The organism is Flammeovirga sp. AWQ4_249 (assembly GCF_056161045.1).
Map to the genome: position 1 here is coordinate 118,888 of NZ_JBSWYJ010000001.1, position 16,677 is coordinate 135,564.

The following is a 16,677-nucleotide window of genomic DNA, read 5'->3' on the forward strand; positions in this document are numbered from 1 at the left end:
AGAGACATGAAAAAAAATATACTATTGTGGTTAGCTTGTCTTGGCTTTTTGGGAAGCTGTTCAAAGCTTACACAAGATAAAGACGAAGTAAAAAGACCTAATATTATCTTTATCATGAGTGATGATCACGCTACTCAGGCGATCAGTGCTTATGGAGGACAATTAGCAGAAACTTTCCCAGATCTTACGCCTAACATTGATCGCTTGGCAAAAGAAGGGATGATCATGAGAAACACTTTTTGTACAAATGCAATCTGTGGCCCTTCAAGAGCAGCCATCTTAACAGGTAAGTTTAGCCATATCAATGGCTTCTACAAAAATGAAAAAGGCGGAGATTTTGATGGTACTCAACAAACTTTTCCTAAGCTATTACAAAATGCAGGATATGAAACTGCTGTGGTAGGTAAATGGCATTTAGGTTCTGCTCCAACGGGATTTGATTATTCTAAAGTAATGTTGAATCATGGTGGTCAAGGTACTTATTTTAATACTGTTTTCTTAGAAAATGGAAAAGATACAGTGACAGAAACTAGATACCACTCTACACGTCAAGTTTGGGAAGATGCAAAAGCATGGTTGACAAACAAAAGGTCAGAAGACAAGCCATTTATGTTGATGTATCAGTTCAAAGCACCACATAGACCATGGGAGCCTGACCCTGAATTTGCAGATACATTTAAAGATGTGAAAATTCCTGAACCGGAGACATTCAATGACAATTATGACGGTCGTTTGGCTGCTGCTGATCAATGGCAAAGTATCGAAAGAAACTTAAATAGAGCTGATTTAAAAGTTCACCCTCGTCAAGAAGGTCTTACAAAAAAGCAATTGAAACAATGGTATGATGCAGGTAATAACAATGATGTGATTTGGTCTCCAGATCCTGAACTAAAAGGTCAAGCACTAAAAGAGTGGAAGTACCAAAAGTACATGCAAGATTATTTAGGTTGTGTTAAAGGTGTTGATCATTATATTGGTGAGCTATTAAACTATTTAGATGAATCTGGATTAGCAGAAAATACAATTGTAGTTTATACTTCTGATCAAGGTTTTTATTTAGGTGAACATGGTTGGTTCGATAAGCGTTTTATGTATGAAGAGTCATTACGTATGCCTTTCGTTATTCGTTATCCAAATCATATCGCACCGAATACAGAATCAGAGAAAATTGCGATGAATGTTGATTTCGCACCGACATTATTAGATTATGCGGGTGTAGAAATTCCGGAGGATATTCAAGGGAAATCATTCAAAGCAATTACAGAAGGAGATGAAGAAAGTCCATGGAGAGATGCAATGTATTATCATTACTATGAATTCCCATGGTGGCATCACGTTCAACCACATTATGGCATAAGAACTGATCGTTATAAATTAATTCATTTCTATTACAATCCTGAAAAAGCAAAAGGAATTGTACAAGATCATTGGGAGTTATTTGACCTAAAAGAAGATCCTAATGAGTTGCAAAACGTATATGGTCAACCAGAAATGGAAGAGGTAACTTTAGCATTGAAAAATCAACTTTTAGATCTTCAAAAAGAATATAAAGAAGATAATCTTGATGAGATGATGAATAAAACAGATGCTAGAATTAAGAGAAAGTATAAAAAAGGATTCTAGACTAACATCCATATATTTTGAACAGAAAGCCTTGGTGACGAAATGTTACTGAGGCTTTTTGTTTAGTTCAAAATTGTCTCAATTCTAGGTTCAAAAAGGTTTGATCATTGGTCAATCGTTTGAATCTAGGTCTAAATGCTACATATTGAATGCATACCACATGACATGATGTTTTTGACTTTTTTCATTGTGCGGGCAATTGTAGAGTGTTAATAGTATGTCAAAATGTGCGTAAATGAAATGATTTTTTTAATTTGTGGTCAATATATTAACTACTTTTTGAGTATTAATTTTTTTTACCTAGGTCAGGTAGAAAACCTTGACAACAATTTTCAATAAAAAGTATGAAAGGTATAACTACTTTATTACAAACAATAATATTAATACTTACTTTTTCACTAACCTTACAAGCAGTAGAAATACGACATTTGAATAATGAAAAAGGTATAATCAATGGGTCAGTAACGACAATGGAAAAAGATACTTCAGGTTATCTTTGGGTTGGTACTCGTTCTGGAATTTTTCGTTTTTCTGGTCAGAAATTCAAACAATATACTTTAGAAAATAATAAAGGAAATGCTTACATCGCCAAAATTATAAAGTATAAAAATCGTTTGATTGTAGTTTCAAGAGCTGGAGAAATCGCTGAATATGATTTTGAACATGATAAATTTGTGACGATAGCGAATTACCCTAAAAGAAGGTTTATTTCTGCAGGTGTACTTAATGATGAAGAACTATTATTAGGTTTAAAAAATGGTGCATTAGTATTAAACCTCAAAACAAAAACACTCTCAAAAAGAATAGGTGGTGGTCAACTGTCAATCGTAAGGAAAATCATCCAAACGAAGGATAAAACTTATGTTTCAGGTGCTTCAGGATTATTTGAATTGGCAAAAGGAAAAGACAATAAATATTTTGTCAAAGAATCTTTGACCCAAAACATAGATGTTTTCAATGTAGCCCTTGATTCAAAAGGACGTTTTTGGATAGCAGCCAATAATGCAGATTTATTTATCTATGATTATGGTAAGGTATATCCAATTAAGATTAAAGGTTATCCTCAAGGAAATACAATCAGAACGATCACTTTTGATAAAAATAACAATGCTTTATTAGGTGTAGATGGTAATGGTTTATTAATTGTTGATCAGCATTTTAATCTAAAAGGGCATTATAAACATAATCCTGATGAAGCTTCTTCAATCACTCAAAATGATTTGACGGATATTTATGTAGATGATAATAATGTCTATTGGCTTGGATTAAAAGAAAGAGGTATTGATTTATTTTATACTGAATCCAATCCTTTTCATAACTATCAACATATTCTGAATAAGAAAAATAGTCTTTCGGATAATTTTGTACGTTCTATTCATCAAGATCAAAATGATAATATTTGGTTTGGTACTGAAACGGGTATTGATATTTTAGATACAAAAGGAAACTGGAAGAAAACTAATCTCCTTAAAAATACGCCTATCCTTACGCTAACACCTTACAAAGGTCAAATAATAGCAGGTACTTATGGAGAAGGTAGTTTTTTAATTAACCCTAAAACTTTAAAAGCAAAAAAGGCTTTTGTTTCTCCAATTAAAGAGAATTTACATGTCTTTTCGGTGTCTGTTTTTGAAGAAGACAATGAAGTTTGGATTGGTGGTAATAACGCTCCATTATCTTATTTCAAGGACGATAAATTTATATCTAGTTTTCGTTTAGGATATATAAAATCTGTTATTCCTTGGTCAGAAAATGCGGTATTGGTTGCCGGATGGGATGGATTATTTGAAATCAAAAAAACAAATAGTAAGGTAAATAAAATAGATGTAGCATTACCAGATGGAAATAAAGTCGATAACATTTTTAGCATCATACAAGATACACATGATATCAAACCTACAAATGAGAAAATCATTTGGATTGGGGGAAGAATGGGACTTATTTGTTATAATGCCAAAACTAAGAAAGCAGAATTGGTTGAAAATAATTCTCAAGTAGGAATTGTATATGGGATTGATCAGGATGAAAATGGCGACTTATGGCTCAGTTCTAACAAAGGTCTTTTTAAATACTTCAAAAAAGATAAATTCTTAAGAAGGTTTGATGAGAAAGATGGAGTCAAAATGTCTGGTTTTGGATTTGGAGCAAGTACAAAATTCAAAGATGGTACTTACGCTTTTGGAGGACCTGAAGGAGTGGTGACATTTAATCCGAAGAACATTAAAAAGAATCATCAAGCAACGAAAGTATTTATTGAGAACTTTGAGGTGAATGGTCAAGTACTCCCTGAAGAAGCAAATATCAATTTGAATTTTAAGAATGAAATTGACCTTGCTTACGATCAAAATACACTTTCATTTGCTTTCAATGCACTGGATTTATATGGTAAGAATAAGAATAAAATCAGATACCAATTACAAGGGTATGACGATCAACCCTTGTTATTAGAGGATGGTCAACAAATCACGTACACCAAAATTCCATCTGGAAAATATACATTGGTATTGGATGTGATCAACTCTGACGGTATGATGACCAATAATGCCTATGTATTGGATATTCATATTCATGAGCCGTTTTGGTTAACAATCTATGCTTTCATACTTTACTTTGTAATTGTAACAGGTGGTTTTTATGTATTCTATCAATTCCAAAAGGCAAGACAAAGTGAAAAATTCTCAGACGAAAAAATTAAGTTCTTTATCGATGTCGCTCATGATATTAGAACGCCAGTATCATTGATTCAACTGTCTTCAGATCAGATCTTAAAAGGAGAAAATCATGATAATGCCATTAGCTTAATCCGTAGAAATACACAGCATTTGAATGAATACGTAACGCAATTGCTTGATTTCCAAAAAGCGGAACGAAATCAATTGAATTTAAAAGTCCAAGAAATTGAAATCAAATCATTGATTGATGAAATCTTATTGGATTTCAAGCCAATGATCGACAATAAAGAACTGATATTTACAACGTCAATTACGCCGATTTCAGTTTGGTTTGATAAAGAAAAAATGATTCGTGTATTTAATAATTTGATTTCAAATGCGATTAAATATTCGAACAAAGGTGGTGTAGTCAAAATTAATTTATCAGAAGAAAATGGTAAAGTATTGATTAATTTCATCGATAACGGTATTGGAATTCCAGAAAGTCAACAAAAGAAAATATTTACCCGTTTTGTCAGAGCCAATAATGCAGAAGCAGGTAGTGTTTCAGGAAGTGGTATTGGTCTTTTACTTTCGAAAAAGATTGTAGAGTTGCATCAAGGTTTTCTTTATTTTGAAAGTAAAACGGACCTAGGAACAAAGTTTACGATTGAGTTGAATGCTGGTAAAGCTCACTTCTCAGAAGAGGAAATCTTAAAAATCAAAGTGGAGGAAGATGATCATTTACCACAATTAAATTTAACGGAAGAAAAAACAATTCTTATCGTAGAAGATAATGATGACATCAGACATACATTAGTCACAGAACTGTCGAAGGATTACAAAATTATTGAGGCTCCAAATGGAAAAGAAGCACTTGTGTTGGCTTTAGAAAAACGACCTGATTTAATTCTAACGGATGTGATGATGCCATTGATGAGTGGTAAGGAACTTTGTCATATCATTAAGCATAATTACAAAACAAGCCATATTCCTGTTATCATGTTGACGGCATTAGGAAGAGTAGAAGATAAAATTGAAGGGTTGGAATTAGGTGCAGATGCTTACGTGGAGAAACCATTTAGAATGGAAATGTTGAAAATTACGATAGGGAATCTAATAAAATCTAGACATCTCATGAAGAAGTTGATCAACGAAGCGGACAAAGAAAAGGTAGAAGAACCTGTTTCAGTTGAACAAGATTTCTTGTCTAAAGTGGTGGAAGAAATCAAAGCCAATGTAACGAATAAGGAATTCAATATTGTTACGCTTTGCGAAAACATGGGTTACAGTAGATCGAATCTTTTCAGAAAATTAAAGAAACATTCGGGGATGTCACCTTCCGATTTGATTACAAAAATTAGAATAAATCACGCAGTTGAATTGTTCAAAACAAGAAGTGATTTAAGGGTAGCTGATGTAGCGTATGAATCTGGATTTAATGATCCAAAATACTTTAGTACAACCTTCAAAAAACATATGGGAAAAACACCTAAAGAATTTATAGAATCAGTTCGAGAGGATGTCGTTTTTTAGTAGGACATATGAGATGTAATTTCAAATTTAAAACTTGGAATTACATCCTTTTCATTTTTAGTTACTCCAATATACACATCGTTAAACCTCTTAATTTTTTTAACTGAAATAGAAAATGATAAAATAATTTCAATTAATCTCTACCGAAAAAACCTTCTAACGAGCTTATAAAGGCTGTTCGCTACCACATTGAACCCTCTTGGATAAATAATCAACCTCTTTTTTAAAGGTTATTTTGACATTTGAACCAAGACAAGAAGCAATTCTAAGGTTTGACTTTTTTACTTGAATGAAATGAAACAAACGAAAAAATATATCGCAGTACTATTGTTGTTAATGATCAACTTCTCAGCTTTCGCTCAAAAGAAAGTTGATGTTGAAATTCCAGCTCCTCAATCTTTGGAAGATTACAATTTTGTCTTAGGTACTCATGCTATAGGAGGAAAATACAAATTTACTAATGATTCTTACTTGGTAGAACAAGCAAAGCAGGTTAGAGGACTAGGATCTAATATTCTTAAGATCTCAGTAAGTAAAAGGTATTACAATATTTATCCTGATCAATTTAAAGATCCAACAATCAAGACGACTTTGGATTTAGTAAAAACAAAGCCTGACTTTTTGAAAGTGATGGACATGGATTTTAAATATGTATTCATGTGGGTGCACTCCTTGACAAAAGCAAAATGGAACGATGGAATCACAAAAGAGGAAGAAAGAATATTATACAATGAAATGTATGATTATGCTGCTTTCCTTCTAAAGAGATATAATAAATCAGGAAAAACATTATTAATCGGTAACTGGGAAGGTGATTGGCTATTACATGGTGAAGGTAAAAAGAAGTTGGTTCCAAGTGAAACAAAAATCAATGGAATGACGAAGTGGTTTCAAATCCGTCAACAGGCAATCGATGATGCGAAGAAAAATATTAAACATAAAAATGTTGAGCTATACCACTACATAGAAGTGAATTTAGCATTAAAAGGAATGCAAGGACAGAAATGTCTTACAGAGTCTGTTCTTCCAAATGTAAATGTTGATTTTGTGTCTTACTCTACATATGAAATCAGCAAAAAATCACCAAGTACTGAAGGTGTCTACAATGATATGGCTCCAGTATTAGATTATATTGAATCAAAATTAAAACCTAAAAAAGGACTTCCTTTTACAAGAAGAGTTTGGGTAGGAGAATACGGTTTCAAAGTTGTGAAAGGCGATGTGCAAAAGCAGGCTAAACGAACTAAAGATGTCATGTTGGCTTCATTGAAAATGAATGTACCTTTCTGTTTACACTGGGAAATGTATAACAATGAATTCGAAAAAGACGGAAAGTCTAAAGATATGTCTTTGATTTCTGATAATGGAGAAAAGAAACCAGTTTACTTCATTCATAGCGATTATTATACGATCATGAATGATTACCTAAAAGAATTCAATTCTGCTAACAATGCTTACCCTACTCAAAAAGAGTTTAATACCAAAGCAATTGAAGTGTTACAAAACATGGAATTGAACAACTAATTATTATGCTATTTCTATACTAACATTGAAATGAAACGATTGAAAAACATAGCGATACTATACTTACTATTCTTTCTCCAGGTCCAAATAGGGTGGAGTCAGAATACTGTGGAATGTATTGCCGGAGGTAATTGGTTTGATCCATTGATTTGGAGTACTCAAACAGTACCTTCATCAGAAGATAATGTTAACCTTGGTGACAATACTGTTTATTTACAGATGGACACTAACGGTGAAGAGATTATCATTTGTCGTGACCTTAACATTGAGCAAGAAGGTAATTTATTTATTGGACATTCATCGAATACTGAACAATGGTTTGGTATTAATGGTAGTCTTCATATTGATGGAACTTTAGCACAAGGAAGAGGGAAAAGTGATGAATCTTCAGAAAGTTTTTTATTCCCTAATAATACACATATTAAAGTACATGTAAATGATGCTACAACTATTTCAGGGAAAGGTTATTTTCATCCTAAATCATTGACTTTTGTAGCTGAAAGTGAAACTCCTAAAGTTGAAATTTCTCATTACAATATGATTGTAGATGAGGATTTAACCATAGAAAGTACATCTCAATTTGTACTTGGCATAGGACATAATACTTTTTTGAAAGTCAATCAGACGATAGCTTTTTCAGGAAATGATGTTAATACAAATAACAATCTTTCTGCTTTTGATATTGAAGTAGAAGGCGTAGTAATTACTAATAATATTAACTTGTATACGAAGAGTACTACATCTCCTTCTAAATTAAATATTAAAGATGGTGGCAGTATTTTTACACAAAGCATTAATGGTGAAAATCAAACCATCAAAACATTAAAAGGTGGTCTTACTTTAAGAGTAGGAAGAGAAGGTTTATTCCGTTTAGGAAAAAATGCAATAGCTATTGAAGAGTTGGCGACTGATGCTAATTTTACTTTAAATAATTATGGAGAAATAAGAGCTCATTATTCTACAAATTTGGAGTCAGTTCAGGAAATGAGAACGGCTATAACTCCCTTAAAGCCAGAAAATAATCCTTTAGCTTATGAGTTGAAAGATGTTATTGGAGCTTCTCATATTGCAGGTTGGTACAACTTTACAGATAAGCCCTATTTGATTGAAGGATTGGATGCATATGAAGATTTTGGTTCAACTGCTTTCAAAACATCTCTTTCTGCAGGATGGAAGAAAATGGAAGGTCATTATCCATTCAATCATAATTGGCCCAACTTTACCAATATGGTAGATATTGCAAAGTATCACTTAATGGATTCTGTTTTTTCAAGTCCATTTATCAAAACCCATGCTATGTGGGCTAACCCAAATACAGGAAACTACTACAAAGAAGGGCCAGATCGTAATCATTCTATTTATTTATCTGAAGAAAAATATTTTTATGATCTCACAAAATACCTTCTTGAAACTTATGGTGATTTAGACAAACGCTTTCTATTGCAAAATTGGGAAGGTGATTGGATGCTTAGAGGTGGTCAAGGTGATGTTTCTTGGGAAAAAGACCAAAATGAAATTCCAGTAGATATCGATTGGAGAGTGAATGGTATGGGGCGTATGTTCAGAGCCCGTATGAGAGGAGTTGAAAAAGCTAGGAATGAATTTCCTGATTCAAAAGCAGAAGTTTTGTTTTCTATTGAGTTCAATAAACTTTTTTATAGAAATAACGGAGAGCAAACGACAATTATTGAAGAAGGTATTCCTGGAGTTTTAGCCGATGTTATTCCACAAACTAGATTGGATATTTCTTCATGGTCAGCTTATGATGGTAGATGGTTGCAAGAGATGGATATTTTCCCGTATGGATTATTAAATGGAATTCGTATTGCAGAATATTATACGACAAATAATTTCGAATTAGAAAAAGGTATTCCTGTTCAATTGGGTGAGTTTGGAATGAATGAAAATGAGCCATATATCCCAAAACAATACGAAAGAGAAGATCTTGTTGAGTTTTACTCTGACATCTGTGGATTATCCACTTACACAGGTATACAGCAAGTTTATTTATGGAACTACTACTGTAGTGGTGAACAAAATATGGAATTAGAAAAAGGAGTACAATACTCTTTGGATACATTATATGCAGCTATGGATGGAAAATGGATTGTTGAGCCGGATCAATCTTATGGTACGGCTGCCGCTTATTTAAGGTCTGTTTTTAGAGCAAATGAACAACCTACAGCGATCGATGAAATTACTTTGGATGTTTTGGTTTATCCAAATCCAACACAAGGAACAATCACCCTTGAAGCAAATGATTTAATTCAAACGGTGAAAGTTTACACACTAACAGGCCAATTAATTTTGGAAACAGCATTAAGTATGGATCAAACTTTAGATGTTACCCACTTGAATACAGGCCACTACATTCTTCAAATCTTCACAAAAAGTGAAAGTACTTCTATCCCTTTGTTAAAGAACTAATGAAATGAATATGAGAAATATAGTTTTACTCTTTATATTAATTTTTCCACTATCACTATTCGCACAAGAGAGAATGGTGAAAGGTGTCGTCTTTGCAGATGAAGACAGAATGCCCTTGCCTGGTGTAAGTGTCATTATTAAATCCAATGGTAATGAAGCCAAAGGAATGATTACCGATATGGAAGGTAATTATATGATAAAAGTGAAAGAGACTGATATTCTAATCTTTTCTTTTATTGGTATGGAAACACAAGAAATAGCTGTAAAGAACCGTACTGAAATCAATGTTAATTTGAAATATAATGTTGAACAATTGGATGAAGTAGTGGTTAGTTCAGGGTATTTTGATATTAAAAAAAGTGATGTTGTTGGTTCTGTTGGAACCGTTGATAGTGAAACTTTAGAGCAAACACGATCAGTAAGTGTGGAAAATATGTTGGCAGGTCGTGTAGCAGGTGTAGTCGTTTCTGGTAATGGTCAACCTGGGGGAGGTGTTGGAATTTCAATTAGAGGTACAAACTCAATGCAAGGTGGCACACAACCACTATATGTTGTGGATGGAATTCCAATTGATCCATTAATGGATGCACAAGGAAACTCTGGAAGTGGTGAATCACAGTCAGCCTTGAATTTCTTAAATCCCAATGATATCAAAACCATTTCTGTTTTAAAAGATGCTTCGGCAACAGCAATTTATGGTGCAAGAGGAGCTAACGGTGTAATTGTAATTACCACAAAAGAAGCGAAAGGAAATAAATCATATGACCGTTTAACAGCAACAGTAGAGTTTGGTGTATCAGAAGTAAATAATAAGATAGATGTATTGGACGGTCCGACTTACGAACAATACATGAATCAAAGAGTATTAAACAATTTCTATAAAGTAATTACTAATCCTAGTAGAAATGGAATGGTGTTCGATGGCTCTCAAGAATTGACAGAAGATAACTTTCCAGAGATTGGAGAATTACCCAACAAAATGCCTTTCCCTGAAACTACAGGTCAAAATACTGATTGGCAAGATATGACATATGACCAAGCGATTACTCAAAGTTATAACCTTGCGTATCGTGGAGGAACCAAAAAAGGAAATATGTCAATTAGCTTTGGATTGACAGATAATGAAGGGGTAATTGTTAACTCTGATTACACAAGAGCCACATTAAATATGAATGTAAACCGTCAAATGTTTGATGGTAAAGTCACATTCAATTCAAGAACGAATGGTTCATACGGAACAGGTAGAGCCACTTCCGCAGGTAATGGTGAGATGTTTTCTGAAAAAGGTGTAGTGACGAATACGTTGACTTTTCAACCCATATATTCATTGTTAGCTGATGGTCAATCTGAGGATATTTATGCTCCTTTGAACGAAGGTTATATTCTTTCAAATCCGTATACTATGGCAACTATGGTGCAGGATGATAAAGAAGCTTATACATTCAATCAAGCATTTACTCTTTCAACTGATTTTACAGACCATTTAAGTGCTTCTGCAAAAGGAGCTGTAAATCTTCAAAATAGTATGAGAAATTCATTCTTTCCTTCATCAACCTCAAGAGGTAGAAGAAGAAATGGGGAAGCTTCAAGATCTTCATTATTGAATACAAAAATGTATGGAGAAGTAAACTTAAGATATCAAAATACTTGGGGTGACCACCATGTAGATTTAGTTGGTTTAAGTACAGTGGAAGCTAAAACAGTTCAATCAGAATTTCAAGTTGCATATGGATTCCCATCAGATGCAACGGGATATTATACTTTTGAAAATGCAACAGATATTCTTACACCTGTCACAAACTATCTAACTGATAATTTAGTATCGGGTTTATTTAGAGCAGCATACAACTATAAGAGTAAATACTATATCGATATTAATGGTAGAGTGGATGCTTCTTCAAAATTTTCTGCAGCCAATAAAGCTAGATTTTTCCCTTCAGCAGCATTAGCATGGAATGTTTCAAATGAAAGTTTCCTAGATACATCTGATGAAATCAGTAGTTTAAAATTAAGAGCTTCTTATGGTAAAGTAGGGAGTGATGCAATTCCTGCTTTCCAATCTTTAGCATTAATGGAACCAGTAAGATATAATTACGATGGTACTGTTGCGGTGGGTTATATTGAAACAAATTTAGAAAATGAAGCATTAGGTTGGGAAACAACAGACCAATTTAATGTCGGTGTAGATATGGGAATGTTTAGAGACCGTTTGACTTTAAATGCAGATGTATACTACAAGAAAAGTTACGATTTATTACAGCAAGTGAATTTACCTGTATCTAATGGATATGTGTATAAATATGACAACTTTGGTGTTGTAGAAAATAAAGGTATTGAAGTCGCTTTAGGGTATGATATTATCAAAAGAAAAGATATCAGATGGAATGTAATGGGAACATTTGCAAAGAACCAAAACATGTTGGTGTCATTGAATAATAACATTGATTATCAATTAGGACCAAGAGTAGGGCCGGATCAAGTGCAACCCAATATCTTTATGGAAGGACAACCTTTAGGAATATTCTGGGGAGCAGAAACAGACGGCGTCTATACAGATTGGGATGAAGCCAATGCAAGTGGTATTGTAGGTGCAGCACCTGGTGAAATCAAATATGTTAATCATCATGTGGATTATGATGAAGATGGAAATCCATTACCAAATCAGCAAATTACATTTGAAGATTATGTGAAAATTGGAGATCCTAATCCTGATTTTGTATTCTCAATTAATAGCTCATTCTCTTATAAGAATTGGGATATAAGTTTTCTTATTACAGGACAAAAAGGTGGAGATATTCTTTGGGTAGAATCTTGGCCATTAACAAATATGAGTAAGACAACAAACGTGTTGGAAGATGCCTATAATAACGCTTGGAAAGCTCCATTAGATTATAACTATCAAACAGGAGAAGTGACTTATAATCCTAGTTCAGGAAATACAGCAAATGCAGAACACCCTGCACCGATGACTGATACCGGTCAAAGAGCAATTATTTCAGATCGTAACATTTATGATGGGTCTTATATTCGTCTGAAAAATGTAAATATCGGTTACACATTCCGATTCAAAAAGAGTAAACGTTCTATGAAGTTATATGCTTCGGGACACAACTTATTTACGATCACTAATTATCCTGGATATGACCCAGAGGTGACAACATACAGTCAGAATCCTCAAAAAAGAGGAATTGATTTCGGTTCATACCCTGGTGTTAGAACTTACATGTTAGGACTTAAATTCAATTATTAATAAGAGATGAATTATAAAATGAAAAAATCAGTTCTTTCGTTACTCGTTTTAGTAGGTTTATTTTCATCATGTAGCCTACTTGTGGAAGATCCTAAAGTTCAAATCGAAACGGAGGATTTTTACCAAACTGAAAAAGATGCTATCGCAGCAATAAATGGAGCATATGCATCCATGAAACAAAGTAATGGTTATTACAAGCAAATGTATATCTCAAATATGTTTGCCGCTTCTGATCAAGGAACAAGTAGTTATAAGCATACAGATTATTATAACGGTATTTTGACTTCAACCCATTCCACTTTGACAAATTGTTGGAATGCAATTTATATTTCAATTAAAGATGCTAACAATGTAATTTACAATGTTCCAAATATTGAAATGAATGAAGCTCTAAGAAATAGAATTGTAGGTGAAGCAAGGTTTTTAAGAGGTGTACATTACTTTAATTTAGTAAGATCTTTTGGAGAAGTTCCATTAAGAACTACGCCTGCTAAACCAGGTGAAGATGAAGTAGGATTGCCAGTTTCTAATGTAAAGAAAATCTATGATGTCATCACGGATGACTTTAAATATGCAGCAGAGCACTGTTGGGGATATGGAGAAACAGTGGATTCTTATGTTAATGAGAGCGGTAGAGTAACAAATGCTGCAGCCGAAGGAATGTTAGCAAAAGTATATATTCATATGGCTTCTGCAGCAAGAAATGCTCAATTAGGCAATGAAGGTTTAAAAGTGTATCTAACATTAGGAAGTAATTATTCCCAATATTATGATTCAGCTTATGTTTATGCTGACAAAACTTTGCAAAGACCTTTTTATGGATTGGTATCAAATACAACAGAATATGAATTCATTTTCCATTCTACTAATGGAAATAATAAAGAGATGTTATTTGAAATCCAAAGTGCTCCAGTTCCGGGACAAGGAACCTCAATTACGAACTTATTTACACCACAAGGTTCAGGTTTAGCATCTGGCTCTTGGGGAGGAACAAATGATATGAAGTCTTCATTTATCAATAGTAATATCGACGCAACTGATCCTAGATATTTGCATTCAATCATTCATGAATATACATCTAATAGTAAAAGGTATGAATTGAATCCAAATAAAACGGCTTATTTCAGATATGATATTGAAACAGGAGAACGTGAAGCAACAATTTACAATGTATATACATCAAAATATATTGATAGAGAAGCAACTTCAGACCAAACTTCACAACAAAACTGGCATGTGTTAAGAGTAGCTGATGTACATTTAATTCGTGCTGAAGCCTTAGCAGAAATGAACATGAATCCTTCTATGGCAGAAATGGATATCAACCTTTTGAGAGAAAGAGTAGGAATGGAAGATTACTTTGTGGGGGCTGGTATGTCAATGAATGAATTCAGAGACTTTTTAATGAGAGAAAGAGGTGTTGAATTATTCTGTGAAGGGCAAAGGTTTTTTGATATTACTAGAATGGGTAAACTAGAAGAATTGGTGAAAGCTGCTTTTGACCCACGAGATCAAGGCTTAGTACAAGGAATACGAGGCCCTGAAGATTACTTATGGCCAATACCAGAATCAGAAGTAGCAGCAAACGAAAATATCGACTAATAAAGCAATGAAAAAGAATACATTATATCTAATCTTGGGGTTGTGCTTATGTATAGGAACAACATCTTATGCCCAGAAAAAGAAGAAAAATCAAAAGAAACCTAATATCCTTTTTTTAATTTCAGATCAACACAAACAAGCTTTTTCGGGAGCTTATGGTCATGAAATTATCAAGACACCTAACATTGATGCATTAGCAGATAGAGGAGTTACTTTTGAAAATGCTTATGCTCCAGCACCTGTTTGTGCTCCGACAAGAGCGGCAATTGTGACGGGGATGTATCCCTATGCCAATGGTGCCATTTATCACAAAGCTCCTGTAATGAACAAAAACGGTAAGGAAGTCAGAAAAGGTTCTGGTTTATTGCGTTCAACGGGATATCATGAAGATATTGAAACGATTGCTGAAGCTTTTAAAAAAGAAGGATATATCACAGCTTCTCCAGGTAAAATGCACGTGCATGGAGAATTACAAAAAAATGTAGATCCAAATTATCCTCAAGGAAATAATATGGGTTGGGATGTGATTAATACACGTTACTACACAAATTTCCCTGGTGGTCATTATGAAGATGAAGTAGGGAAAGATGCTTATCACAGATATCGTCAAGTATTTGAATATAAAAACAAAGACGGTAGAGGTGGTAGCCAAGATATCAATCCTAACTTAAGAACTTCTTTAGTTGAAAATCACGAAAATAACTTCGATATGGTGGTGGCAAAAAAAGCAGTTGAATTCTTGGATGAAAGAGGTAAAGATGGTGAAAGTTTTTTCTTGCATGTTGGCTTTGAAAAACCTCACTTGCCTTTAACTACACTTCAAGAGTACTATGATCTTTATGATCCTGAACAATTTGAATTACCAGAAACAGCTAATGATTGGTATGGAAAAGGTAAATTCCCATGGATTCAAAATTGGGTGCATCATGGTTTACCAAAAAATAATCCTGAAGCAGCCAAAAGAGTAATGGCAGCCTATGCTGCTTGTATCTCTGAAATGGATGATATGATTGGTAGAATCATCACTTCATTAGAAGAAAATGGGTTAGCCGATAATACAATTATTGTCTACACAACTGATCATGGTGAGCATATGTGGGAACATGGCTTAAGAGGTAAACACAATATGTATGAAGCATCAATCAAAGTGCCTTTTATTATTTCTTATCCAAAATCATTACCACAAGGAACAAGAAATGAATCGATGATGAGTTTAGTTGATGTGATGCCAACATTAGCGGATATGATTGGTGCAGACGTTGAAGAAGAAGTACAAGGTGTATCATTAGTAGAAACAGCTAAATCAGGTAAAACAATTGAAAGCAGAGCTGTATTTGCAGAATATAGAGCAGGTGATTATAAAGCTTTTCCTAAGCAAAAAGACCTTCCATCGAGAATGATGAGAAAAGGAGCTTATAAATATATTTATACTCACGGAATCATTGATCAGTTATACAATGTAGATCAAGATCCAAACGAAAGAGTAAATTTAGCGTTGGAGGATAGTTACTTTGATGTATTAGCAGAAATGAAATTTGAAACGTTAGCAGATTGGAGATTTGATAAATATTCTCCGATTAAAGTAACGAAAAAAGGAAATACGCTTACTTGGAAAAAATCAGATTTGATTGATGAATATATGGTTTTCCACAACAAGTCAGGAGATTTTCATAATGCACAATTAGTAGCATCAAACCTTAAATCAGAAGCATTTGAAGCAAAAGAAAAAGGTACTTATTGGGTAATGGCGAACTTCAATTTAACAAGAAAAACTCCTCATTACGGTGAAGAGATACCAGTTTGGATTGCAGAACATACTTTCAATTTACCAATTTCTGATGGTGTTGTTATCAAACATAAACTGTCAAAATAAATCCACAATTCGAGACTTATTTGATCTATAAGTAAAAATTGAAATATAAACCGACGATAACACTCAACACTTCATATGAAAGTGTTGAGTGTTTTTTTTGTTAATGTAAAATGATTAGTGGACTTTCTATTCTCCACTTTTTAAATTTGTAGTAAGTACTTATTAAACCGGCTAAACTTATTTTTTAGGCT

General features: G+C 33.5%; 7 protein-coding genes. All 7 read left to right on the plus strand.

All coding sequences use genetic code 11. From position 1 onward, the window contains the following. Window positions 1–6 precede the first annotated feature (6 nt). On the plus strand, window positions 7–1,623 hold the full coding sequence (locus ACXAHM_RS00520; protein ID WP_474958430.1) for a sulfatase family protein: 1,617 nt from the start codon (window positions 7–9) through the stop codon (window positions 1,621–1,623). Between the two features lie 344 nt (window positions 1,624–1,967). After that, window positions 1,968–5,810, plus strand: coding sequence for an ATP-binding protein (locus tag ACXAHM_RS00525; RefSeq protein ID WP_474958431.1), 3,843 nt, complete (start codon window positions 1,968–1,970; stop codon window positions 5,808–5,810). A gap of 294 nt (window positions 5,811–6,104) precedes the next feature. Further along, on the plus strand, window positions 6,105–7,334 hold the full coding sequence (locus ACXAHM_RS00530; RefSeq protein ID WP_474958432.1) for a hypothetical protein: 1,230 nt from the start codon (window positions 6,105–6,107) through the stop codon (window positions 7,332–7,334). Window positions 7,335–7,364: 30 nt separating this feature from the next. Next, complete coding sequence (locus tag ACXAHM_RS00535; RefSeq protein ID WP_474958433.1) at window positions 7,365–9,761, plus strand: T9SS type A sorting domain-containing protein; 2,397 nt, start codon at window positions 7,365–7,367, stop codon at window positions 9,759–9,761. Between the two features lie 10 nt (window positions 9,762–9,771). Then, on the plus strand, window positions 9,772–13,011 hold the full coding sequence (locus ACXAHM_RS00540) for a SusC/RagA family TonB-linked outer membrane protein (protein ID WP_474958434.1): 3,240 nt from the start codon (window positions 9,772–9,774) through the stop codon (window positions 13,009–13,011). 18 nt (window positions 13,012–13,029) lie between these two features. Next, window positions 13,030–14,613: a RagB/SusD family nutrient uptake outer membrane protein gene (locus ACXAHM_RS00545; RefSeq protein WP_474958435.1), complete on the plus strand. Its 1,584-nt coding sequence runs from the start codon at window positions 13,030–13,032 to the stop codon at window positions 14,611–14,613. Window positions 14,614–14,620: 7 nt separating this feature from the next. Next, on the plus strand, window positions 14,621–16,486 hold the full coding sequence (locus ACXAHM_RS00550) for a sulfatase family protein (protein WP_474958436.1): 1,866 nt from the start codon (window positions 14,621–14,623) through the stop codon (window positions 16,484–16,486). Window positions 16,487–16,677: the final 191 nt, after the last annotated feature.

Excerpts from the sequence above, each read along its gene's own strand:
- ACXAHM_RS00520 (WP_474958430.1), top strand. The coding sequence starts at position 7 with ATGAAAAAAAATATACTATTGTGGTTAGCTTGTCTTGGCTTTTTGGGA.
- ACXAHM_RS00525 (WP_474958431.1), top strand. The coding sequence starts at position 1,968 with ATGAAAGGTATAACTACTTTATTACAAACAATAATATTAATACTTACT.
- ACXAHM_RS00530 (WP_474958432.1), top strand. The coding sequence starts at position 6,105 with ATGAAACAAACGAAAAAATATATCGCAGTACTATTGTTGTTAATGATC.
- ACXAHM_RS00535 (WP_474958433.1), top strand. The coding sequence starts at position 7,365 with ATGAAACGATTGAAAAACATAGCGATACTATACTTACTATTCTTTCTC.
- ACXAHM_RS00540 (WP_474958434.1), top strand. The coding sequence starts at position 9,772 with ATGAGAAATATAGTTTTACTCTTTATATTAATTTTTCCACTATCACTA.
- ACXAHM_RS00545 (WP_474958435.1), top strand. The coding sequence starts at position 13,030 with ATGAAAAAATCAGTTCTTTCGTTACTCGTTTTAGTAGGTTTATTTTCA.
- ACXAHM_RS00550 (WP_474958436.1), top strand. The coding sequence starts at position 14,621 with ATGAAAAAGAATACATTATATCTAATCTTGGGGTTGTGCTTATGTATA.